This window comes from Acidovorax sp. 106, assembly GCF_003663825.1.
Taxonomy (GTDB): domain Bacteria; phylum Pseudomonadota; class Gammaproteobacteria; order Burkholderiales; family Burkholderiaceae_C; genus Acidovorax.
Map to the genome: position 1 here is coordinate 1,903,905 of NZ_RCCC01000001.1, position 22,148 is coordinate 1,926,052.

The window sequence follows — 22,148 nt, forward strand, 5'->3', positions numbered from 1 at the left end:
CCCCATCGGCCCTGGGCCGATACCCCCGGGGCCACAGGCTACAACGGTGGCCCCTTTTGTCCTTCCCTCCCCTGTTTCGGAGATCCATCCCATGACCCATTTCTCATCCACCGAACACACTGCGGTTGCCAGCGCCGTGGCCAGCGCTGCCGTGCAACTGACCGATGCCGAGCGCCAGCCTTGCGAGGTGTGGACCCGCGTGATGGGCTACCACCGCCCGGTGGCCAGCTTCAACGTGGGCAAGCAAGGCGAACACCATGAGCGCCAGTTCTTCAACGAGTCGCACTGCTGTGGCTGATGCGGCAGGCGCAGCCCCACTGGTTTTGCCAGGCGGGCTGCGCGTGGGCGGCATCACGCCGCTCACCACCATCGACTTTCCAGGCCGCCTGGCGACGGTGGTGTACTGCCAGGGCTGCCCCTGGCGCTGCGGCTATTGCCATAACCCTGAGCTGCTGGACGCCACGGTGCCCGCAGTCACCCCATGGCCCGAGGTGCTGGCCTTTTTGGCCAAGCGCCGGGGGCTGATCGACGGGGTGGTGTTTTCAGGCGGCGAGCCCACGCTGCAAGCGGGCCTGCCCGCCGCCCTGGCCGAGGTGCGCGCCATGGGCTTTGCCACGGCCCTGCACACCGGCGGCATGTACCCCGAACGCCTGGCCGCAGTGCTGCCCCTGCTTGACTGGATAGGGCTCGACATCAAAGGGCCCGAGCACTGCTACGAGACCATCACCGGCGTGCCTGGCAGCGGCGCGCGTGCCTGGCAGTCGCTGGCGCTGCTGCAGGGCCATGCGGTGGCTTTTGAATGCCGCACAACCTGGCACGAGGGCCTCTTCAGCCCACAAGAGCTGCAGACGCTGGGCGATACCCTGGCCGATGTCGGTGTGCGCCACTGGGCCGTGCAGGTCTGCCGAAAAGGGCCTGGCGTGCCCCTGGCTGGGTGTGCCGACATCGGGGCGCCGGTGGGTGCCAGAATCCCGCGCTTCGAGGTCCGGGGGGCCGAGAAAACCCTTGGTCGGTAAAAAAAATCGCGCCAAAAGGCCTAATTTTTTGCATCATGAAAATGCATTGCAAAAAATGGCAATTTCGACAGGCCGACGCAAGCAGAATCGGCGACCATCTGAGATGGCTTGCGCAAAACAGGGGCCAGGCATACGGTTCGCCCTTGGCGAGTTCGGTGTCGCATCCCGATTTGTGTGAGTCTTATCTGAATTTGACCGTGGTCGCCGGGCGCAATCCCAGCCGGTGGCTTTTCCACTCCTGTTCCTTGAGACAAGTCATGAGTACCCAGCAACCCTCCATCATCTACACCTTGACAGACGAAGCGCCACGCTTGGCGACAGCGTCGTTCCTGCCCATCATCCGCAGCTTCGCGGCTCCGGCGGGCATCAACGTGACAGAGAGCGACATCTCTGTGGCGGCTCGGGTGCTGGGTGAGTTTCCTGAGTTCCTGAAAGAAGAACAGCGCGCGCCCAACACGCTGGCCGAGCTGGGCAAGAAGACACTGCAGGCCGATGCCAACATCATCAAGCTGCCCAACATCAGCGCCTCGGTGGGCCAGCTGCAAGCCGCCATCAAGGAACTGCAAGGCAAGGGCTACGCCCTGCCCGACTACCCTGAAGCCCCCAGCACCGACGAAGAAAAGTCCATCCGCGCCCGCTACGCCAAGTGCATCGGCAGCGCCGTGAACCCTGTGCTGCGCGAAGGCAACTCCGACCGCCGCGCCCCCAAGGCCGTCAAGGAATACGCCCGCAAGAACCCGCACAGCATGGCCGAGTGGAGCCAGGCATCGCAGTCGCACGTCTCGCACATGCACCATGGCGACTTCTATCACGGCGAAAAGTCCCTGACCCTGGACCGCGCCCGTGACGTGAAGATGGAGCTGATCACCAAGAGCGGCAAAACCATCCTGCTCAAGCCCAAGGTCTCGCTGCTCGACCGCGAAATCATCGACAGCATGTTCATGAGCAAGAAGGCCTTGCTCGAGTTCTACGAAAAAGAAATCGAAGACGCACGCAAGACCGGCGTGATGTTCTCGCTGCACGTCAAGGCCACCATGATGAAGGTCTCGCACCCCATCGTGTTCGGCCACTGCGTCAAGATCTTCTACAAGGAAGCCTTTGAAAAACACGGCGCCCTGTTCAAGGAACTGGGCGTGAACGTGAACAACGGCATGGCCGATCTGTACGGCAAGATCGCCACGCTGCCCCAGTCCAAGCAAGACGAAATCAAGCGCGACCTGCACGCCTGCCACGAGCACCGCCCCGAGCTGGCCATGGTCGATTCCGCCAAGGGCATCACCAACTTCCACTCGCCCAACGACATCATCGTGGACGCCTCCATGCCCGCCATGATCCGCAACGGCGGCAAGATGTGGGACGCCAATGGCCGCTTGAAGGACGTGAAGGCTGTGATGCCCGAATCCACCTTTGCCCGCATCTACCAAGAAATCATCAATTTCTGCAAATGGCACGGCGCTTTCGACCCCAAGACCATGGGCACGGTGCCCAACGTGGGCCTGATGGCGCAGCAAGCCGAAGAATACGGCTCGCACGACAAGACCTTTGAGATCTCTGAAGACGGCGTGGCCAACATCACCGATCTGGCCACTGGCGAAGTGCTGCTGAGCCAAAACGTGGAAGCCGGCGATATCTGGCGCATGTGCCAGGTCAAGGACGCCGCCATCCGCGACTGGGTCAAGCTGGCCGTGAACCGCGCCCGCAATTCCGGCATGCCCGTGGTGTTCTGGCTTGACTCGTACCGTCCGCACGAAGCGCAGCTCATCACCAAGGTCAAGATGTACCTGCACGAGCACGACACCACCGGCCTGGACATCCAGATCATGAGCCAGGTGCGTGCGATGCGCTACACGCTCGAGCGCGTGATCCGTGGCCTGGACACCATCAGCGCCACCGGCAACATCCTGCGCGACTACCTGACCGACCTGTTCCCCATCATGGAGCTGGGCACCTCGGCCAAGATGCTGTCCATCGTGCCTTTGATGGCCGGCGGTGGCATGTACGAAACCGGCGCGGGCGGCTCGGCCCCCAAGCATGTGCAGCAACTGGTCGAAGAAAACCACCTGCGTTGGGATTCGCTGGGCGAGTTCCTGGCCCTGGCCGTGTCGCTGGAAGACCTGGGCCTGAAGACCGGCAACGCCAAGGCCAAAGTGCTGGCCAAGACGCTGGACACCGCCACAGGCAAGCTGCTGGACAACAACAAAAACCCCAGCCCCAAGACCGGCCAGCTCGACAACCGTGGCAGCCAGTTCTACCTGGCCCTGTACTGGGCCCAGGCCTTGGCCGCGCAGACCGAAGACGCCGACCTGGCCAAGCTGTTTGCGCCCCTTGCCAAGCAACTGACTGACAACGAGCAAAAGATCGTGGACGAGCTCAACGCCGTGCAAGGCAAGCCTGTGGACATCGGTGGTTACTACCTGCCCGATACGGCCAAGCTGGACGCCATCATGCGTCCCAGCCAGACGTTCAACAACGCGCTGAAGACCGTGCTGGCGTAGTTCCTGCACGTGACCCGCTCTGGCCTCGTGCCAGGGTAAAAAAAGAGACTGCCTGTGGCAGTCTCTTTTTCATTGGGGAAAAACAGATCCTGCTCTGCTGGTGCAGCCTTTGCACAGGTTCTTAAACAGGCCTTGGCGCCAACTCAGGGTTCCAGCCCTTGGCTGGCAAGGTGCTCGAGTGCCTGAAATAGGGCGGAAGGCGACACAGCCGGGCTTTCCGCGCTCTTGTCGCTTTCCAGACTCTTCCATGCCAGGCCAGTGCCCGCGCCCCGTGGGTCGGTGACGCGCCGCACTAGCAACATCTGTTGGTTGCTGGAGTTGGCCGTCACCGAATAACCTTCGCCCTCGTTCACGCTGTATTGCAGGACATAAGTCCGCTGCAGCACGCCGCTGCTGGTTATCTTGACACACAGCAGATTGCCCGCCAGTGTGCCTTTGGTCTGGTGTTCGCAGCCGAACAGGTTGTTGGTGGTAGCCAGCAGGCCGTTGCCATTGGCTGTTGCCCCCAGCGCATTAGTCAACTCCACCACATCAGTGAAAACGCCTTCATTGCCAATGGAGTTGAACACCCAGAATCCCTTGAGGCTGGCCGGTTGGGCTGGGTAGCCAAAGTTGAAACGCGAAATCGCTTTTTCAGGCTCATTGGGAAAGGTGATGAACCCAGTTGTGCCAGAGGTGAATCGCAGGGACACATTGCCTGGGTTGCCTGCCTCAGCACCCGATAGAGCGCCGCTGCCAAAGTAACGGCCACCGGTGTACCGGTTCAAAGGTGCAGTCGCTTTGCTGTCAGACACTTGGCCCACCGCCAGATAGAAAGTGGGCTGGCCGCTGGCCTCATAGGCATACATCTGCATCAGCAGCGTATTGTTTTGAACATCGATGGCCAAACCACGTCCAGGCTTGCCATCTACTTCAGAGGTCACCACCCAAGTCCCTGCTTGGGGCATGAACGCATTGGCCAAACCCGCGCTGCACAGCAGTGCCGCGAGCATCAATTTCTTCTTCCACATGTGCAAAGTTCTCCCTCAAAAATGGCTGGAATGGATGTTTACAAAACTTCACACCATACCCGTTTTTGCACACATGGGTGAGAAATTGTTAACAGTTGATGCAAGGTCCTGTGCCCATCGGCCAACTGCCCACGGTGGCCCCATGCAAAGCCCTATTTGCCAGCGCACACCCGCAGCACCTCCGCCCCATACGCCCCCAGCTTTTTGGCCCCCATGCCGCTGATGCCCTGCAGGTCCTCCAGCGTGGTGGGGCTGCGCTCTGCAATGGCTGCCAGGGTGGCGTCGTGGAAGATGACGTAGGCGGGCAGGTTGTGCTCGCGGGCCACCTCGGCGCGCCAGGCCTTGAGGTTGATGAAACGTACCTGCGCATCGGGCCCCAGGTTGGCGGCGGCGGCTGGGGGGGCGCTGCTTTTGCGGGTGCGCTTGGCCGGAGTTGCAGACACCGATTCGCGCAGTTGCACCGGCACCTCGCCCTTGAGCACGGCGCGCGAGCCCTCGGTCAGGCACAGCGTGTCAAAACTCATGCCGCTGTCCAGCATCACCTTTTGCAGACCGACGGCGCCGGTGGCGATGAGCTGGCGCAGCACGCCGCGCAGCTGCGGCTCGGTCAGGTCGGCGCCGATGCCAAAGGTGGAAATCTTCTCGTGCCCAAACTGCGCGACCTTCTCGGTCTTCTTGCCGCGCAGGATGTCCATGATATGGCCGGTGCCAAAGCCGATGCCGCTGGCCTGGTGCACGCGGTAGATGGTGGACAGCAGCTTGCGGGCAGCGTCCGTGGCATCCCACACGGCGGGTGGGTTCAGGCAGTTGTCGCAGTTGCCGCAGGGGGTGGATTCTTCGCCAAAGTAGGCCAGCAGCCGCACGCGGCGGCAGTCGGTGGCCTCGGCCAGGGCCAGCAGGGCGTCGAGCTTGCCGCGCAGGGCTTGCTTGAATTCCTCACCCGCTGGGCTCTCGTCAATCATGCGGCGCTGGTTCACCACGTCCTGTAGGCCATAGGCCATCCACGCGTCGGCGTTGAGCCCATCGCGGCCTGCGCGGCCCGTTTCCTGGTAGTAGCCCTCGATGTTCTTGGGCATGTCCACATGCCCCACAAAGCGCACATCGGGCTTGTCGATGCCCATGCCAAACGCAATGGTCGCCACCATCACCACGCCTTCTTCGCGCAAAAAACGGTCTTGGTGGCGCTGGCGCACTTTGGTGTCCAGGCCCGCGTGGTAGGGCAGTGCGTTGATTCCCGCGTCGCTCAGCGTGGCTGCCAGCTCTTCCACCCGCTTGCGTGACTGGCAATACACCACGCCGGCGTCCCCGGCATGCTCGCGTTCGATAAAGCGCAGCAGCTGCGTGGTGGCATCCTTCTTCTCCACAATCGTGTAGCGGATGTTGGGCCGGTCAAAGCTGCTGATGAACAGGCGCGCGTCCTGCAGCTGCAGCCGTTCGATGATGTCTTCGCGGGTCAGGGCATCGGCCGTGGCCGTCAGCGCAATGCGCGGCACCTGCGGATAGCGCTCGTGCAGCAGCGACAGCGCCCGGTATTCGGGGCGGAAGTCGTGCCCCCACTGGCTTACGCAATGCGCTTCGTCAATCGCAAACAGCGACAGGTGCCCGCCCTGGTACAGGCTGTCGAGTAGGCCCAGAAAGCGCGGCGTATTGAGCCGCTCCGGCGCGGCATACAGCAGCGTGATGTCGCCGGTTTGCAGGCGCAGCTCCACGTCCTGCGTTTCGTCATAGCTCAGCGTGGAATTGAGAAACGCTGCGCTCACCCCCGCCTCGTGCAGCGCCCCCACTTGGTCGTGCATCAGCGCGATCAAGGGCGACACCACTATCGCCACCCCCCGCCCCTGCTGCTGGCGCACGATGGCGGGCACCTGGTAGCACAGGCTTTTTCCGCCCCCGGTGGGCATCAGCACCAGCGCATCGCTGCCGCCAATCACATGCTCGACGATGGCCTGCTGCGGGCCACGAAACTGCTCGTAGCCAAAGACATCTTGCAGGACGGTGTGTGCGGGGGACAAAGCGGGGGACAGGCGAGAAGACAAACGATTGCTCTGAATTTGATAGCTGCCCGCGCATGGTAATAAAGCGCTAGAGGCCAATTTGATCAATATTTTGACAGGGGCATGCCGCTGGGGCGCACCGGGTGGCAAAGGTGCGTATTGTGCGCCGGGCACTGAGCCCTTTGAATGTCCGATCAGTGAAGGTACTTCGGCATCACCCAGCGCGGGGATGGGCGCTGCACGCACCCGGCGGCTTGGGCCCGCTGAATGCCAGCGACGCACAAGCAGTCGGGTTATTACTTAAAGATCAGTCCGCCAAGTTACTTGACACCTAAACTATTAATTCCTAAAGTGAATCCCATTCCAAGCGGTCTGGAGACCACGCATGAAGATTGTCTGTATTGGTGGCGGCCCTGCGGGCCTGTACTTTGGCTTGCTGATGAAGCAGCTCAACCCGGCGCACGACATCACAGTGGTCGAGCGCAACAAGCCCTACGACACGTTCGGCTGGGGGGTGGTGTTCTCAGACGCCACCATGGACAACATGCGCCAGTGGGACCGCCCCACGGCCGACGAAATCGAGCAGGCGTTCAACCACTGGGACGACATTGAGTTGCTGTTCAAGGGGCAGCGCATCCGCTCGGGCGGCCACGGCTTTGTGGGCATTGGCCGCAAAAAGCTGCTGAACATTCTGCAGGCGCGTTGCGAGCAGCTGGGCGTGCGGCTGATGTTCGATACCGAAGCGCAGTCTGACGAAGACTATGCCGACGCCGATCTGATCATCACCAGCGATGGCATCAACTCGCGCATCCGCAGCAAGTACGCCGAGGTGTTCCGGCCCGACATCGTCACCCGGCCCAACCGCTACATCTGGCTGGGCACCCACAAGCTCTACGACGCCTTCACGTTCGACTTTCGCCGCACCGAGCATGGGTGGTTCCAGGCCCACATCTACAAGTTCGACGACAAGACGACCACCTTCATCGTTGAGTGCCCCGAAGAAGTGTGGAAAGCCCATGGCCTCGACCAGGCGGACCAGGACCAGTCCATCGCGTTTTGCGAGCAGGTCTTTGCCAAAAACCTGCAGGGTGCCAAGCTGATGACCAATGCACGGCATCTGCGCGGCTCGGCATGGCTCAATTTTCAGCGCGTGGTGTGCCAGCAGTGGTGGCTGCAAAACGCAAAGGGCAGCCATGTGGTGCTGATGGGCGATGCGGTGCATACCGCCCATTTCGCCATCGGATCAGGCACCAAGCTGGCCATTGAAGATGCCATCGAGCTAACCCGCCAGTTCCAGCGCCTGGGCGACACGCGGGCGCACATCCCCGACGTGCTGGCCGCCTATCAGGCCGCACGCAGTGTCGAGACGCTGCGCATTCAGAACGCCGCCTGGAATGCGATGGAGTGGTTTGAGGTCTGTGGCCAGCGCTACTGTGACCAGCTCCAGCCCGAGCAGTTCATGTACTCCATGCTCACCCGCAGCCAGCGCATCAGCCACGAGAACCTGCGCTTGCGCGACGCCGCGTGGCTGGAGGGCTACGAGCGCTGGTTTGCCGAGCGCGCTGGCGTGCCTGTGGGCGCGGGCCACAAGCCACCCCCACCCATGTTCACACCGTACACCGTGCGCGGCGTCACCCTGAAGAACCGCATCGTTGTCTCCCCCATGGCGCAGTACTCTGCCGTGGATGGGGTGGCGGGCGACTACCACCTGATGCACCTGGGCGCGCGGGCCATGGGTGGCGCTGGCCTGGTGTTTGCCGAGATGACCTGCGTCAGCGCCGAGGGCCGCATTACCCCCGGTTGCCCGGGCCTCTACAAGCCAGAGCACACACAGGCTTTCAAACGCATTGCCGACTGGATCCACACCCACACCGATGCCAAGTTCGGCATCCAGATCGGGCATGCCGGCGCCAAGGCCTCGACCCGGCTGGCCTGGGACGGCATCGACCAGCCTTTGGCCAGCGGTAACTGGCCCATCGTTTCGGCATCACCGCAGCAATACCTGCCCGGGGTCAGTCAAATGTCCAAGGCGCTCACGGTGGCCGAAATGCGGCAGATCACCGACGAGTTTGTTGCATCGACAAAGGCGGCCGATGCTGCGGGCGCTGATTGGCTGGAGCTGCACTGCGCCCACGGCTACCTGCTGTCGGGCTTTATCTCGCCGCTGACCAACCAGCGTAGCGATGAGTACGGCGGCTCGCTTGAAAACCGGCTGCGCTACCCGCTGGAGGTGTTTGCTGCGGTGCGCGCCGCCTGGCCTGCAGACAAGCCGATTTCGGTGCGGATATCCGCGCACGACTGGGTCGAGGGCGGCATTACACCGGCCGATGCGGTAGAGATTGCCCGCGCCTTCCAGCAGGCAGGGGCCGACATGATCGACTGCTCGTCCGGACAGGTGAGCAAGCAGGAAAAGCCGGTGTACGGGCGCATGTTCCAGACCCCGTTTGCAGACCGCATCCGCCAGGAGGTGGGCATTTCCACCATCGCGGTGGGCGCGATCAGCGAGGCCGACCACGCCAACAGCATCTTGGCGGCCGGCCGGGCGGATCTCTGCGCTGTGGCCCGCCCGCACTTGGCCAACCCGGCCTGGACCCTGACCGAAGCCGCCAAGATTGGCTACACGCCCATTGCATGGCCCAAGCAGTACCGGTCTGCCAAGTCCCAGATGGAAGCGAATTTCGTCCGCGAGAAGGCGCAAAAAGCATGACCGAACTGCATGCCCTGGTCACCGGGGGAGCGCGTGGCATTGGCGCGGCCATTGCACACCGGCTTGCGGCCGACGGCCTGCGCGTCACTGTGCTCAGCCGCAGCGGGGCTGCCGCGCACGGTTTGCACGCCGTGGCCGCCGACGTGGCCGATGCGCAGCAAGTGCAGGAGGCCATGCACCATGCCCAGGAGCGCCACGGACCGATCCAGATCTTGGTCAACAACGCGGGCCAGGCCGAAAGCGCGCCCTTTGCCAAGATGGATGAAGCGCTGTGGCGGCGCATGCTGGACGTGAACCTGACGGGCACCATGCTGTGCACCCAGGCCGTGCTGCCGGGCATGCTGCAGGCGGGCTGGGGCCGCATTGTCAACGTGGCCAGCACTGCAGGCCAGGTGGGCTATGCCTACGTGGCGGCGTACTGCGCGGCCAAGCATGGCGTGATTGGCCTGACCCGTTCGCTGGCGCTGGAGCTGGCGGCCAAGGGCATCACCGTGAATGCCGTCTGCCCGGGCTATACCGAAACCGACATCGTGCGCGACAGCATTGCCCGCGTGGTGGCCAAGACAGGCCGCACGCAGGACGAGGCACGCGCCGAATTTGTGAAGAGCAACCCCCAGGGAAGACTGGTGGACCCCGCTGAAGTGGCCGATGCCGTGGCATGGCTGTGTGGCCGTGGTGCGGGTGCGGTGACCGGGCAATCGGTCTCTGTCAGTGGCGGGGAGGTGATGTGATGGCAGCGCGTGCGCCCAAGAATTTCCGCCTGGTCGAATCGCTGGGTGATCAGCACATTGGCCTGGAGGCCCGCGCCCAGGTGGACGACCACCTGGACACCAAGATCTGGCTGCGCCTGCTGGCCTGCAGTACACAGATCGAGCAGCAGATCCGCCAGCGTCTGCGTGCCCGCTTTGACACCACGCTGCCGCGTTTTGACACGCTGGCGCAGCTAGACCGTCACCCTGATGGGCTGCGCATGAATGTGCTGTCGCGCTACCTGATGGTGACCGGCGGCAACGTCACGGGGCTGACCGATCAGCTGGTCAAGGAAGGGCTGGTCGAGCGCATCGAAGACCCCGAAGACCGCCGCTCGTGGCGTGTGCGCCTGACGGCTAAGGGGCGGGCCGACTTTGCCACCATGGCCTGCGAGCACGAGCTGTGGCTCAGCGAGCTGCTGGGTGATCTGCCCGCCGTCAGCAGGGATGCCTTGTATGAACACCTGGGCCTGCTGCGTGTGCACCTGGCGCAGCGGCAGACCGAGCTGGACACCCCCTCATCCAAACCCAAAACGAAACCCGCCGCATGACCATCGACCCCCAGCTACTGGCCGGCAACCGGCGCCCCATGGCCGGCTACCAGGCCCGCCACTTTGTGTGGGAGGTGCAATCCGGCGTGGCCACCCTCACGCTGAACCGGCCCGAGCGCAAGAACCCGCTGACTTTCGACAGCTATGCCGAGATGCGTGACCTGTTTCACAGCCTCAAAGGGGCTGACGATGTGCATGCGGTGGTGCTCACGGGCAGTGGCGGCAACTTTTGCTCGGGGGGCGATGTGCACGAGATCATCGGCCCCTTGGTAGCACTCAAGGCTCCCGAGCTGCTGATGTTCACCCGCATGACCGGTGAACTCGTCAAGACCATGCGCGCCTGCCCCCAGCCCATCGTGGCGGCCATCGACGGGGTGTGCGCTGGCGCGGGCGCCATCATGGCCATGGCCTCTGACTTGCGCCTGGGCACTGCCCGCAGCAAGACGGCCTTTTTGTTCAACCGCGTGGGCCTGGCCGGCTGCGACATGGGTGCCTGCGCCATCTTGCCCCGCATCGTGGGGCAGGGCCGGGCCAGCGAGCTGCTGTTCACAGGCCGCAGCCTGGGGGGCGAGGAGGGCGAGCGCTGGGGCTTCTTCAACCGCCTCGCCGCCCCCGAGGCCCTGCTGGCCGAAGCCCAGGCGCTGGCCGCACAGCTGGTAGAGGGCCCCACGTTTGCCAACGGCATCACCAAGACCATGTTGCACCAGGAATGGGCCATGACCATCGACCAAGCCATTGAAGCCGAGGCCCAGGCCCAGGCGCTGTGCATGCTGACGCAAGACTTTGCCCGGGCGTACCACGCCTTTGTGGCCAAGCAAAAACCCAAGTTCGAGGGGAACTGACGTGAGCGACACCGCCTATCTGGACTGGCCCTTTTTCGAGCCCCGCCATGCCGAGCTGGCCCAGGCGCTGGATGCCTGGGCTACGCAGCATGTGCCTCACGACCATGGGCCTGATGTGGATGCCGAATGCCGTGCGCTGGTGCAGCAACTGGGCGCGGGCGGCTGGCTGCGCCATGCAGTGGGTGATTCTGCTCAGGCCATTGACACCCGGTCGCTCTGCCTGATCCGCGAGACATTGGCACGCCACTCAGGCTTGGCGGACTTTGCCTTTGCCATGCAAGGCCTGGGCAGTGGTGCGATCAGCTTGCACGGCACACCCGAGCAGCGCGCGCGCTACCTGGTGCCCGTGGCGGCCGGCCAGGCCATCAGCGCGTTTGCGCTGTCTGAGCCCGATGCGGGCTCAGACGTTGCGGCCATGGCGTGCGCTGCCCAGGCCGATGGCGACCACTATGTGCTCAGCGGTGAAAAGACCTGGATCTCCAACGGTGGCATTGCCGACTTCTACGTGGTCTTCGCCCGCACGGGCGAAGCGCCCGGCTCGCGCGGCATCAGCGCGTTCATTGTCGATGCCGATACACCGGGCCTCACGATTGCCGAGCGCATTGAAGTGATCGCCCCGCATCCGCTGGCGCGGCTGCGGTTTGACGGGTGCCGCATTCCGGCCAGCCAGCGTGTGGGTGCGGCGGGCGAGGGCTTCAAGGTCGCCATGCGCACGCTGGACGTGTTCCGCACGTCGGTGGCCGCCGCCGCGCTGGGCTTTGCGCGCAGAGCGTTTGACGAGGCCCTGCAGCGTGCGACCACGCGCAAGATGTTTGGTGGCGTGCTGGCCGACTTCCAGCTCACGCAGGCCAAGCTGGCCCACATGGCCACGGCCATCGACAGCGCCGCCTTGCTGACCTACCGCGCAGCCTGGTTGCGCGACCAGGGGCGAAATGTGACGCGCGAAGCCGCCATGGCCAAGATGACGGCCACCGAAAACGCACAGCAGGTCATTGATGCCGCCGTGCAGATTTTCGGAGGACAAGGCGTGGTCAGCGGCGAGCCGGTGGAGCGGCTGTACCGCGAAATCCGCGCGCTGCGCATTTACGAGGGCGCAACCGAGGTGCAGCAGCTCATCATCGGCCGCGACCTGCTCAAGGCCCTTTGACACGAGGATCACGCCGATGCACCCCTCTGCCCATGTGGACACCTTCGCACGCGAGCACCTGCCGCCGCCCGAGCTGCAGCCCGAGTACCTGTTTGAGTTGCCCGAACTACAGTTTGGGCCACAGCTGAACTGCGCCAGCGAGCTGCTAGACCGCCACGTGCACGAGGGGCGCGGCGACCGCATTGCCATTTGCGCGCCCGGCGTGTCCTGGACCTATGCCGAGCTGCAAGACAAAGCCAACCGCATTGCCAACGTGCTGGTGCATGACATGGGGCTGGTGCCCGGCAACCGCGTGCTGCTGCGTGCGCCCAACAACCCGATGCTGGCGGCATGCTGGTTCGCGGTGATGAAAGCGGGTGGCATCGCCGTGGCCACCATGCCGCTGCTGCGGGCCAAGGAGCTCAAGACCATTGTGGAGATCGGCCAGGTGACGCATGCGCTGTGCGACAGCGCGCTGGCCGATGAAATGCAGCTCACTGCGGCGCAGACCGCCCTGTTGCGCGAAGTGCGCTACTTTCACGATGCCAGCGAGACGGGGCTGGAAGCCGCCATGGCGCAGGCGTCACCCCAGTTCGACAACGTGGCCACTGCATCAGACGACTGCTGCCTGTTTGGCTTTACCTCGGGCACCACCGGTGTGCCCAAGGCCACCATGCACTACCACCGTGATGTGATGGCCATCTGTACCTGCTGGCCCCCGCAGGTGCTGCGCCCGCAGCCGGACGATGTGTTCATCGGCAGCCCGCCCCTGGCCTTCACCTTTGGCCTGGGGGGCTTGCTGCTGTTCCCGCTGTCCATCGGCGCCACCGCCGTGCTGCTGGAAAAAGCGGGCCCGCCCCAGTTGCTGCAGGGCATCCAAGATTTTGGCGCCACCGTGGTGTTCACGGCGCCTACCTCGTACCGACAGCTCGCCGCCCATGGCGACGTGCTGCGCGCCACGCGATTGCGCAAATGCGTGTCGGCGGGCGAAGTGTTGCCCGCCTCCACCCGCGCACTGTGGAAGCAGGCCACGGGCATGGAGCTGATCGACGGCATTGGCGCGACCGAGCTGTTGCACATCTTCATCTCGCACGACGAAAACACCGCCCGGCCTGGCGCTACGGGCAAGCCTGTGCCCGGCTACCGGGCCAAGGTGGTCGATGACGAGGGGCGCGAGGTGCCCGCTGGCTCTGTGGGCAAGCTTGCGGTGCAAGGGCCTACCGGCTGCCGCTATCTGCGCGATGAGCGCCAGCGCCAGTACGTCAAAGACGGCTGGAACCTGACCGGCGACGCCTATCTGGTGGACGCGGATGGCTACTTCCATTACCAGTCCCGCACCGACGACATGATCATCTCGGCCGGCTACAACATCGCGGCCCCCGAGGTGGAGGACGCCCTGCTGGCCCACCCTGCGGTGGCCGAAGCGGCTGTGATTGGCGTGCCTGATGAGCAGCGCGGCCAGATCGTCAAGGCCTACGTGGTGCTCAAGCCCGGTCATGCGGCCGATGCTGGCATGGTCACGACCCTGCAAGAGTTCGTCAAGCAGACCGTGGCCCCCTACAAATACCCGCGTGCCGTGGAGTTCGCCACCCAGCTGCCGCGCACGTCCACCGGCAAGCTGCAGCGCTTTCGCCTGCGTGGGAATTGATTGAATCCTGCGCTTTTGTTCGTCCACCCTGTCCATTCTCTGGAGGCCTACCGATGAGCCCGTTCACCCTTCGCCTGAGTACCCTGGCTGCCGCCACCCTGCTGGCACTGCCCGCCGTGGCCGCTGACAAAGTCAAGGTGGGTTTTCTCAGCACCCTGTCGGGCCCTGGTTCGGCGCTGGGGGTCGATATCCGCGACGGCTTTCAGCTGGCCATCAAGCAGTCTGGGGGCAAGCTGGGCGGACTGCCTGCCGAGGTCATCGTGGCCGATGACCAGCAAAGCCCCGACGCCGCCAAGCAGACCGCCGACCGCCTGCTCAAGCGCGAGCGGGTCGACTTCATGACCGGCATCGTGTTCTCCAACATCATGCTGGCCGTAGGGCAGCCGGTGTTCCAGAACAAGACCTTCTACATCAGCGCCAACGCGGGCCCGTCGCAGTACGCAGGCGCGCAGTGCAATCCGTACTTCTTCAGCGCCTCGTACCAGAATGACAACCTGCACGAGGCCGTGGGCAAGACGGTGCAGGACCGTGGCATCAAGAAGGTTGCGCTGCTGGCGCCCAACTACCCCGCAGGCAAAGATGCACTGGCAGGCTTCAAGCGTTTTTACAAAGGCGCGATTGCGCTGGAGACCTACACCCCGCTGAACCAGTTGGACTATGGCGCAGAGCTGTCGCAGCTGCGCGCATCGGGGGCCGACGCGGTCTACATCTTCCTGCCCGGCGGGCTGGGGGTGAACTTCGTCAAGCAGTTCACCGGTGCGGGGTTGAACAAGGAGATGAAGCTCTTCGCCCCAGGCTTTTCTGCCGATGAGGACGTGATTCGTGCGGTCGGCGAGCCCATGCTGGGAGTGTTGAACAGTTCGCAGTGGGCGCACGACCTCGACAACGCTGCCAACAAGAGGTTTGTGGCCGATTTTCAGAAGGAATATGGTCGCTTGCCCACACTGTATGCAGCCCAGGGCTACGACACTGCACGCCTGATCGATGCCGCAGTGCGCGACGTGCAGGGCAAGACCGAGGACAAGGATGCCGTGCGCAAGGCACTGCAGGCGGCCCGTTTTGAGTCGGTGCGTGGCGCTTTCAAGTTCAACACCAACCAGTACCCCGTGCAGAGCTACTACCTGCGCGAAGTGGTCAAGGATGCGCAGGGCCGCATCACCAACAAGACCGTAGGCAAGGTCTTTGACGCCCATGCGGATGCGTATGCCAGCGAATGCAAGATGTGATGCGCGTGAAGGCTCTGTGCTTGCCGCGCTGCCAATGCATGTGCCCACCAGCGGCCCGGAGGCCATGACGTGAACGCCATCTTGGTTCTGGAGCAATTGCTCAATGGGCTGCAGTTCGGCCTGATGCTGTTCTTGCTGGCCGCCGGCCTCACGCTGGTCTTCGGCATCATGGACATGATCAACCTGGCCCATGGCTCGCTCTACATGGTGGGCGCCTACCTGATCGCCAGCATTGCGGGCGCATCGGGCTCGTTCTGGCTGGGGCTGGTGGGCGGGGTGCTGGCGACGGCCGCTGTGGGCGTGCTGCTGGAGCTTGCGGTGCTGCGCCGCCTGTACCAGCGCGACCATCTGTCGCAGGTGCTGGGCACCTTCGCCATCTTGCTGATGGCCAACGAAGGCGTGCGCATGATCTGGGGCTCGCAGCCCATGCCCATGGCCACGCCTGCTTCGCTATCGGGCCCGGTGCAGTTGTTGCCTGGCTTCAGCTACCCCGCTTACCGGCTCTTCATCATCGGCGTGGGGCTGGTGGTGGCGCTGCTGCTGTACCTGTTGATCACGCGCACCCGTGTGGGCATGCAGGTGCGCGCTGGCGCATCTAACCGCGAAATGGCCCAGGCCATGGGCACCAACGTGCGCTGGCTGTTCACTGCGCTGTTTGCCCTGGGCGCTGCGCTGTGCGCAGTGGCCGGGGGCATGCTGGGGCCGTTGCTGGCGGTGCAGGTAGGCATGGGCGAGAGCATTTTGATCCTGGCGTTTGTGGTGATCGTGATTGGGGGCATCGGCTCCATCCGGGGGGCGTTGCTGGGGGCGCTGCTGGTGGGCATGGTTGATACGGCGGGCCGCACCCTGGTGCCCTTGCTGTTTGGCCAGCTGCTCGGGCCCGCTGCGGCGGCCAGCGCAGCCCCGGCGGTGGCCTCGATCCTGATTTATGTGCTGATGGCGGCCGTCCTGTTCTGGAAGCCGCGTGGACTTTTTCCTGCCCATGGCTGATAACACCCATCCCCCCAGCATCCTGGACCATGCGCTGCGCGCACGCACCGCGTTGCCCCTGCTGCTTGCGCTGGCCTTGGTGCCCACCCTGTTCAACCTGGCGGGCGAGGGCTTCTACATCAGCGTCGCCAGCCGCATCCTGATTTTTGCGCTGGCCGCTACCAGCCTGAACCTGATCCTGGGCTTTGGCGGCATGGTCAGTTTTGGGCACGCGGCCTTTGTGGGCATGGGGGCCTACACCGTGGGCATCCTCATGCAGTCGGGCGTGGTCTCGGCCTGGGTGTCGTGGCCAGCCGCCTTTGTGGTGGGCGGGGTGTTTGCCTTGCTGATCGGGCTGATCAGCCTGCGCACGCAGGGCGTGTACTTCATCATGATCACGCTGGCATTTGCGCAAATGCTGTTTTACCTGATGGTGTCGCTCAAGCCCTACGGCGGGGAGGACGGGCTGTCCCTGGCCTCTCGTTCGCACCTGGGCCTGGGGCTGAACCTGGCCGACGACGCACAGTTTTACTACGTGGTGCTGGCGCTGGTGGCGGTGTTGTTCTTTGGCGTGGCCAAGCTGCTGAACGCTCGGTTTGGGCATGCGCTGCAAGGCATTCGCGAGAACGAGACGCGCATGGCTGCGTTGGGCTTTGCGGTCTACCGCACCAAGCTGGTGGCCTTTACCCTGGCGGGCGCCATCGCGGGCCTGGCCGGCGCATTGCTGGCCAACCAGGCCAGCTTTGTGAGCCCGGCGCTGCTGCAGTGGAGCCAGTCGGGCATGCTGATGATCATGGTCATCCTGGGCGGCGTGGGCTACCTGTGGGGCGGCCTGGTGGGCGCCGCAGCCTTTTTGCTCATCGAAGAGGTGCTGGTGGCCTACACCATCCATTGGCAGTTTGGCCTGGGTGCGGTGCTGCTGGCCGTGGTCTTGCTGTCACCCAACGGGCTGCTCAGCCTGCTCGGCAAGTTCAGGAGGAAGCCCGCATGACCGAAATCCTGCGCACTGAGCAACTGGTCAAGCGCTTTGGCGGTCTGGTGGCCACAGACCATGCCAACCTGTCGGTGCAGCGCGGAGAGCTGCATGCGTTGATCGGCCCCAACGGGGCGGGCAAAACCACGCTCATCCACCAGCTCTCGGGTGCGCTGGCACCCACCAGCGGGCAGGTGTTTTTCCAGGGGCAGACCGTGACGGATGTGCCCATCCACCAGCGGGTGCATCGCGGCTTGGTGCGCTCGTACCAGATCACCAGCGTGTTCAAGCGCCTGTCGGTGCTGGACAACCTGGCGCTGGCAGTGCAGTCGCGCACCGGCAGCAGCCTGCGGTTCTGGCGCGCGGCGCGGGCCGAGCATGCGCGCTATGCAGCCGCCACTGCCGTGGCCGAACGGGTGGGGCTGGCGGGCCAGCTGCACCGCGTTGCGGGCATGCTTTCGCATGGCGAGCAGCGGCAACTGGAGATCGGGCTGGCGCTGGCGCTGGAGCCCCAGTTGCTGCTGCTGGACGAGCCCATGGCAGGCATGGGGCCCGATGAATCCGAACGCATGGTCGAGCTGCTCAGCAGCCTGCGTGGCCAGGTCACCATGCTGCTGGTGGAGCACGATATGGACGCTGTGTTCCGCCTGGCCGACCGCATTTCCACGCTGGTCTTTGGCCGCATCATTGCCACCGGCTCTCCGCAGGAGATCCGCGAGCACCCTGAGGTGAAAAAAGCCTACCTGGGCGACGAACTGGAGGCCCTGCCATGAGCGCGCTGCTGGAAGTGCAAGCCCTGGAGACCGCCTATGGCCCCAGCCAGGTGCTGTTTGGCGTGGCCTTCAGCATCCACCAAGGAGAAGTGGCCACGCTGCTGGGCCGCAACGGCATGGGCAAGACCACCACGGTGCGCTCGCTGCTGGGCCTCACGCCTGCGCGGGCGGGCAGCGTCCGCTTCCGGGGCGAGCGTATCGACGCTCTGGCCCCCGATCGCATTGCGCGCATGGGCCTGGCGGTGGTGCCCGAGGGGCGGCAGATCTTTCCCAACTTGTCGGTCAAGGAAAACCTGCTGGCCTTTGCTGCGCGCCGCAATGCCACCGAAACCCCCTGGACGCTGGACCGCGTGGTGGCGCTGTTTCCGCGTTTGCAAGAGCGCTTTTCGAATATGGGCAACCAGCTCTCGGGCGGCGAGCAGCAGATGCTGGCCATTGGCCGGGCCTTGATGACCAACCCGCACCTGCTCATCCTGGACGAAGCCACCGAGGGGCTTGCGCCGCTGATTCGCGAAGAAATCTGGCGCTGCCTGGACCAGTTGCGGGCGCAGGGCCAAACCATCCTGGTCATCGACAAATATGTGCGGCGGCTTTTGCAGCTGGCGGACCGCCACACTATCATCGAGCGCGGCAAGGTGGTCTGGCAGGGCGACTCGCCCGCACTGGCGGCAGACCCATCCCTGTGGCACCGCTACATCGGGGTGTGACATGGACGGCCATATGCAATTCACACGCGACTACCGCATTCGCTTTTCGCACTGCGACCCGGCGGGCATCGTCTTTTTTCCGCAGTATCTGGTGCTGTTCAACCAGCTGGTAGAGGACTGGTTCACCGACGGCCTGGGCATCTCGTATGCTGACCTGCTGGGCCCGCGCCGCATTGGCCTGCCCATCGTTCGGCTGGAGTGCGATTTTCGCGCCATCAGCCGCATGGGCGACATCGTCCGCTTTGGCCTGAGGGCCGAACGTGTCGGCGGCCGGTCGCTCGATTTGACCCTGCAGGCTTACAGCGGCGACGCCCTGCGCGTGTCCTCGCGCCAGGTGCTGGTGTTCACCAGCCTTGACACCCACCAAGCCATTTCCATGCCCGCCGATGTGCGGGCAGCCCTTTCCATTGCCCCTTAGGAGATTCCATGCAAGTCCTTCTTCCCCCCGGTTGGCCCCGCCCCAAGGGGTATGCCAACGGTGTCAGTGCGCGCGGGCGCATGGTGTTTGTGGCAGGCATGATTGGCTGGGATGCGCAGGGCCAGTTCCACACCGACGACCTGGCAGGCCAGGCGCGCCAGGCGCTGCAAAACATCGTCGAAGTGCTGCGTGAGGGCGGCGCGCTGCCAGAGCACATCGTGCGCATGACCTGGTACGTCACCAACAAGCAAGAATACGTGGCCGCCTACCCCGAGATTGGCAAAGCCTTCCGCGAGTTGATCGGCAGCTTCAACGCAGCCATGACGGCGGTGCAAGTGCAGGCGCTGGTGGAAGACCGCGCCAAGGTCGAGATCGAAGTCACGGCGGTCGTTCCCGACTGAGCGCGGCATGACCAAGCCTGGCTGACCAGGGCCCCCGGGGCAGCCGGCGTGACTTCAGAACTCGTGCAGAACTCGTGCAGAGCTGGTGCAGAGCTGGTGCAGAGCTTGTGCAAGGGCGTTGCCAAAGCCCCCTGCAGGCCAGGCAGGCACCTCACTTCCTACAATAGGGCCTCTATGCAAGCCCTTCACTACACCCGCGCCCAGCAGCTTCCCGGCATCCTTGCCCAACGCATTGCCATCCTCGACGGTGCCATGGGCACCATGATCCAGCGCTTCAAGCTGGGTGAGGCCCAGTACCGGGGCGAGGGCTACAGTGGCCCGGATGGCGCAGGCGACCGGTTCAAGGACTTTGCGCGCGATGTAAAGGGCAACAACGAGTTGCTTTCGCTCACCCGGCCCGATGTGATCCGCGACATCCATGAAGCCTATCTGGCCGCAGGCGCTGACCTGATCGAGACCAACACCTTCGGCGCCACCACGATCGCGCAGGAGGACTACAAGATGGCCGACTTGGCGCGCGAGATGAACCTCAAGTCCGCCCAATTGGCCCGTGCTGCCTGCGACAAGTACAGCACGCCCGATAAGCCCCGCTTCGTCGCGGGCGCCCTCGGCCCCACGCCCAAGACGGCCAGCATCAGCCCCGACGTGAACGACCCCGGCGCGCGCAATGTGGACTTCGAGCAGCTGCGCGCTGCGTATTACGAGCAGACCGAGGCCTTGGTGGAAGGCGGCTCGGATGTGCTGTTGGTCGAAACCATCTTCGACACACTCAACGCCAAAGCCGCGCTGTTTGCCATTGACGAATTCTTTGAAAAAAGCGGCGAGCGCCTGCCGCTCATCATCAGCGGCACGGTCACTGACGCGTCGGGCCGCATCCTGAGCGGGCAGACCGTGACGGCCTTCTGGCACAGCGTGCGCCACGCCCGCCCGCTGGCCATTGGCCTGAACTGCGCGCTGGGCGCCACGCTGATGCGCCCCTACATCCAAGAGCTCAACCGCGTGGCCGGGGACACCTTCATCAGCTGCTACCCCAACGCTGGCCTGCCCAACCCCATGAGCGACACGGGCTTTGACGAAACGCCCGAGGTGACCAGCCGCTTGGTGCATGAGTTTGCCGCCGAAGGGCTGGTCAACATCGTGGGCGGCTGCTGCGGCACCACGCCCGACCACATTGGCGCCATCGCCCGCGCGGTGGAAACGGTGCCTGCGCGCAAGATGTTCTACCCTGCCGAGGCCTGACAGGGCCGACAGGACTGGGGCTCCCCTTCAGATGCCACGCTGGCCTTGCCGTGGAGTGAGCCACTGGCCTCAACCCGGTTTTGCGCCCGCCATGTTTGAGAAAAACCGCGTTTGTAAGAAAATACGGCTCCAGCGCTTGATTGGTAAGCGCTGGTAGCTATTAAAAACATAGCTAACAACCCACGGGCAAAGGGCCTTGCCGCTGCCACCCTGATTGCGCGATGCCCACAGGCGCGGTGTTGGGGCGGCGGTCCCTGTGCCGCGTTGGCGGCTTTTTTGCCCTGCTTGTGCCTTGCTACCGCCCTGCGGGTCCCCACTGCCTTGATCCATGCTCTCCACCGCTGAAACCCCTTTTGTCGCCGCTTTGCCCATCGATGCGAGCCATGCTTCGCCCGCTGCTGAGCCCTTGGCAGACCCTGCGGCTGAGCGCGAAGCCATCAAGCTCGAAAAGCGCCTGGTGCGCCAGGTGGCCCAGGCCATTGGTGACTTTGGCCTCATCGAAGACGGCGACAAGGTGATGGTGTGCGTGTCGGGCGGCAAAGACAGCTACGCCATGCTCGACGTGCTGCGCATGCTGCAGCAGCGCAACGGCAACCGCTTTGAGCTGATCGCGGTCAACCTCGACCAGAAGCAGCCTGGCTTTCCCGCCCACGTGCTGCCCGAGTATTTGACGCAGGTGGGCGTGCCCTTTCACATCGAAACGCAGGACACCTACAGCGTCGTCAAGGAGCACATCCCCGAGGGCAAGACCATGTGCAGCCTGTGCAGCCGCCTGCGCCGGGGCATTTTGTACCGCGTGGCCGACGAGCTGGGCTGCACAAAAATTGCACTCGGCCACCACCGCGACGACATGTTGCAGACCTTCTTCTTGAACATGTTCTTTGGCGGCAAGCTCAAGGGCATGCCGCCCAAGGTGCAAAGCGACCGGGGCGACCACCTCATCATCCGCCCCTTGGCCTATGTGGCCGAGAGCGACCTCACCCGCTGGGCCGAGATCCGCAACTTCCCCATCATCCCCTGCACGCTGTGCGGCAGCCAAGAGAACCTGCAGCGCAAGCAGATCGGCCAGATGCTGCGCGACTGGCAACAGCTCTACCCTGGCCGCATCGAGAACATGGCCGTGGCCCTGCGCAACCTGGTGCCTTCGCACTTCATGGACACGCGCCAGTTCGACTTCAAGGGCATGGTGCCCAACGGCGTGGCGGATGCCGATGGCGACAAGGCGTTTGACGCCGAAGAGTTTCCTGCGCAGGCCGTGGGCATGCTGGGGGGTCTGCCCCTGATACCCCGCTGAACCTGACCCC

At 64.1% G+C, this 22,148-nt stretch carries 20 protein-coding genes; 18 read left to right on the forward strand and 2 right to left on the reverse strand.

All coding sequences use genetic code 11. From position 1 onward, the window contains the following. Positions 1-91: 91 nt before the first annotated feature. From nrdD to C8C98_RS08465, 3 genes are all read left to right on the forward strand, one after another. A complete protein-coding gene (gene nrdD, locus C8C98_RS08455; protein WP_121453897.1) occupies positions 92-298 on the forward strand; it encodes an anaerobic ribonucleoside-triphosphate reductase in 207 nt (68 codons plus the stop codon). Further along, entirely contained in the window at positions 258-1,016 is a 759-nt protein-coding gene (locus tag C8C98_RS08460; protein WP_121453898.1) for an anaerobic ribonucleoside-triphosphate reductase activating protein, read from the forward strand. The genes nrdD and C8C98_RS08460 overlap by 41 nt, the downstream gene beginning before the upstream one ends. 257 nt (positions 1,017-1,273) lie before the next feature. Further along, positions 1,274-3,511, forward strand: coding sequence for an NADP-dependent isocitrate dehydrogenase (locus tag C8C98_RS08465; protein ID WP_121453899.1), 2,238 nt, complete (start codon positions 1,274-1,276; stop codon positions 3,509-3,511). A 143-nt stretch (positions 3,512-3,654) separates the two neighbouring features. On the opposite strand, the gene C8C98_RS08470 is transcribed toward C8C98_RS08465, so the two are convergent. Together C8C98_RS08470 and recQ are read right to left on the reverse strand one after the other, a co-directional pair. After that, on the reverse strand, positions 3,655-4,521 hold the full coding sequence (locus tag C8C98_RS08470; RefSeq protein ID WP_121453900.1) for a hypothetical protein: 867 nt from the start codon (positions 4,519-4,521) through the stop codon (positions 3,655-3,657). A gap of 152 nt (positions 4,522-4,673) precedes the next feature. Further along, positions 4,674-6,533 carry a DNA helicase RecQ gene (gene recQ, locus C8C98_RS08475; protein ID WP_121453901.1) on the reverse strand — a complete coding sequence of 620 codons (1,860 nt, stop codon included), beginning with the start codon at positions 6,531-6,533 and terminating at the stop codon, positions 4,674-4,676. Between the two features lie 367 nt (positions 6,534-6,900). On the opposite strand from recQ, the gene C8C98_RS08480 reads away from it, so the two are divergent. The 15 genes from C8C98_RS08480 to ttcA all read left to right on the forward strand — a co-directional run bounded on the left by C8C98_RS08480 (position 6,901) and on the right by ttcA (position 22,138). Then, positions 6,901-9,222 carry a bifunctional salicylyl-CoA 5-hydroxylase/oxidoreductase gene (locus tag C8C98_RS08480; RefSeq protein WP_121453902.1) on the forward strand — a complete coding sequence of 774 codons (2,322 nt, stop codon included), beginning with the start codon at positions 6,901-6,903 and terminating at the stop codon, positions 9,220-9,222. Beyond that, entirely contained in the window at positions 9,219-9,953 is a 735-nt protein-coding gene (locus C8C98_RS08485; RefSeq protein ID WP_121453903.1) for an SDR family NAD(P)-dependent oxidoreductase, read from the forward strand. Before C8C98_RS08480 ends, C8C98_RS08485 begins: the two co-directional genes overlap by 4 nt. Next, positions 9,953-10,522 (forward strand): MarR family winged helix-turn-helix transcriptional regulator, encoded by a 570-nt coding sequence (locus C8C98_RS08490; RefSeq protein WP_121453904.1) that lies wholly within the window; start codon positions 9,953-9,955, stop codon positions 10,520-10,522. The genes C8C98_RS08485 and C8C98_RS08490 overlap by 1 nt, the downstream gene beginning before the upstream one ends. Beyond that, positions 10,519-11,364: an enoyl-CoA hydratase family protein gene (locus C8C98_RS08495; RefSeq protein WP_121453905.1), complete on the forward strand. Its 846-nt coding sequence runs from the start codon at positions 10,519-10,521 to the stop codon at positions 11,362-11,364. The genes C8C98_RS08490 and C8C98_RS08495 overlap by 4 nt, the downstream gene beginning before the upstream one ends. 1 nt (position 11,365) lies before the next feature. Next, entirely contained in the window at positions 11,366-12,511 is a 1,146-nt protein-coding gene (locus C8C98_RS08500; protein ID WP_121453906.1) for an acyl-CoA dehydrogenase family protein, read from the forward strand. Positions 12,512-12,527: 16 nt separating this feature from the next. Then, positions 12,528-14,138 carry a benzoate-CoA ligase family protein gene (locus tag C8C98_RS08505; protein WP_121453907.1) on the forward strand — a complete coding sequence of 537 codons (1,611 nt, stop codon included), beginning with the start codon at positions 12,528-12,530 and terminating at the stop codon, positions 14,136-14,138. Positions 14,139-14,191: 53 nt separating this feature from the next. Beyond that, positions 14,192-15,364: an ABC transporter substrate-binding protein gene (locus C8C98_RS08510; protein ID WP_121453908.1), complete on the forward strand. Its 1,173-nt coding sequence runs from the start codon at positions 14,192-14,194 to the stop codon at positions 15,362-15,364. Between the two features lie 69 nt (positions 15,365-15,433). Further along, positions 15,434-16,354 (forward strand): branched-chain amino acid ABC transporter permease, encoded by a 921-nt coding sequence (locus C8C98_RS08515; protein ID WP_121453909.1) that lies wholly within the window; start codon positions 15,434-15,436, stop codon positions 16,352-16,354. Next, on the forward strand, positions 16,347-17,324 hold the full coding sequence (locus tag C8C98_RS08520) for a branched-chain amino acid ABC transporter permease (protein ID WP_121453910.1): 978 nt from the start codon (positions 16,347-16,349) through the stop codon (positions 17,322-17,324). The genes C8C98_RS08515 and C8C98_RS08520 overlap by 8 nt, the downstream gene beginning before the upstream one ends. Next, positions 17,321-18,079, forward strand: coding sequence for an ABC transporter ATP-binding protein (locus C8C98_RS08525; protein WP_121453911.1), 759 nt, complete (start codon positions 17,321-17,323; stop codon positions 18,077-18,079). Before C8C98_RS08520 ends, C8C98_RS08525 begins: the two co-directional genes overlap by 4 nt. Further along, positions 18,076-18,786 (forward strand): ABC transporter ATP-binding protein, encoded by a 711-nt coding sequence (locus tag C8C98_RS08530; RefSeq protein ID WP_121453912.1) that lies wholly within the window; start codon positions 18,076-18,078, stop codon positions 18,784-18,786. The genes C8C98_RS08525 and C8C98_RS08530 overlap by 4 nt, the downstream gene beginning before the upstream one ends. A 13-nt stretch (positions 18,787-18,799) precedes the next feature. Beyond that, positions 18,800-19,204, forward strand: a complete 405-nt coding sequence (locus C8C98_RS08535) for a thioesterase family protein (RefSeq protein ID WP_121456148.1) — start codon at positions 18,800-18,802, stop codon at positions 19,202-19,204. An 8-nt stretch (positions 19,205-19,212) separates the two neighbouring features. Then, entirely contained in the window at positions 19,213-19,605 is a 393-nt protein-coding gene (locus C8C98_RS08540; protein ID WP_121453913.1) for a RidA family protein, read from the forward strand. A gap of 174 nt (positions 19,606-19,779) precedes the next feature. Then, complete coding sequence (locus tag C8C98_RS08545) at positions 19,780-20,844, forward strand: homocysteine S-methyltransferase family protein (RefSeq protein ID WP_121453914.1); 1,065 nt, start codon at positions 19,780-19,782, stop codon at positions 20,842-20,844. A gap of 328 nt (positions 20,845-21,172) precedes the next feature. Then, a complete protein-coding gene (gene ttcA / locus C8C98_RS08550) occupies positions 21,173-22,138 on the forward strand; it encodes a tRNA 2-thiocytidine(32) synthetase TtcA (RefSeq protein WP_121453915.1) in 966 nt (321 codons plus the stop codon). The last annotated feature ends 10 nt before the right edge of the window (positions 22,139-22,148 follow it).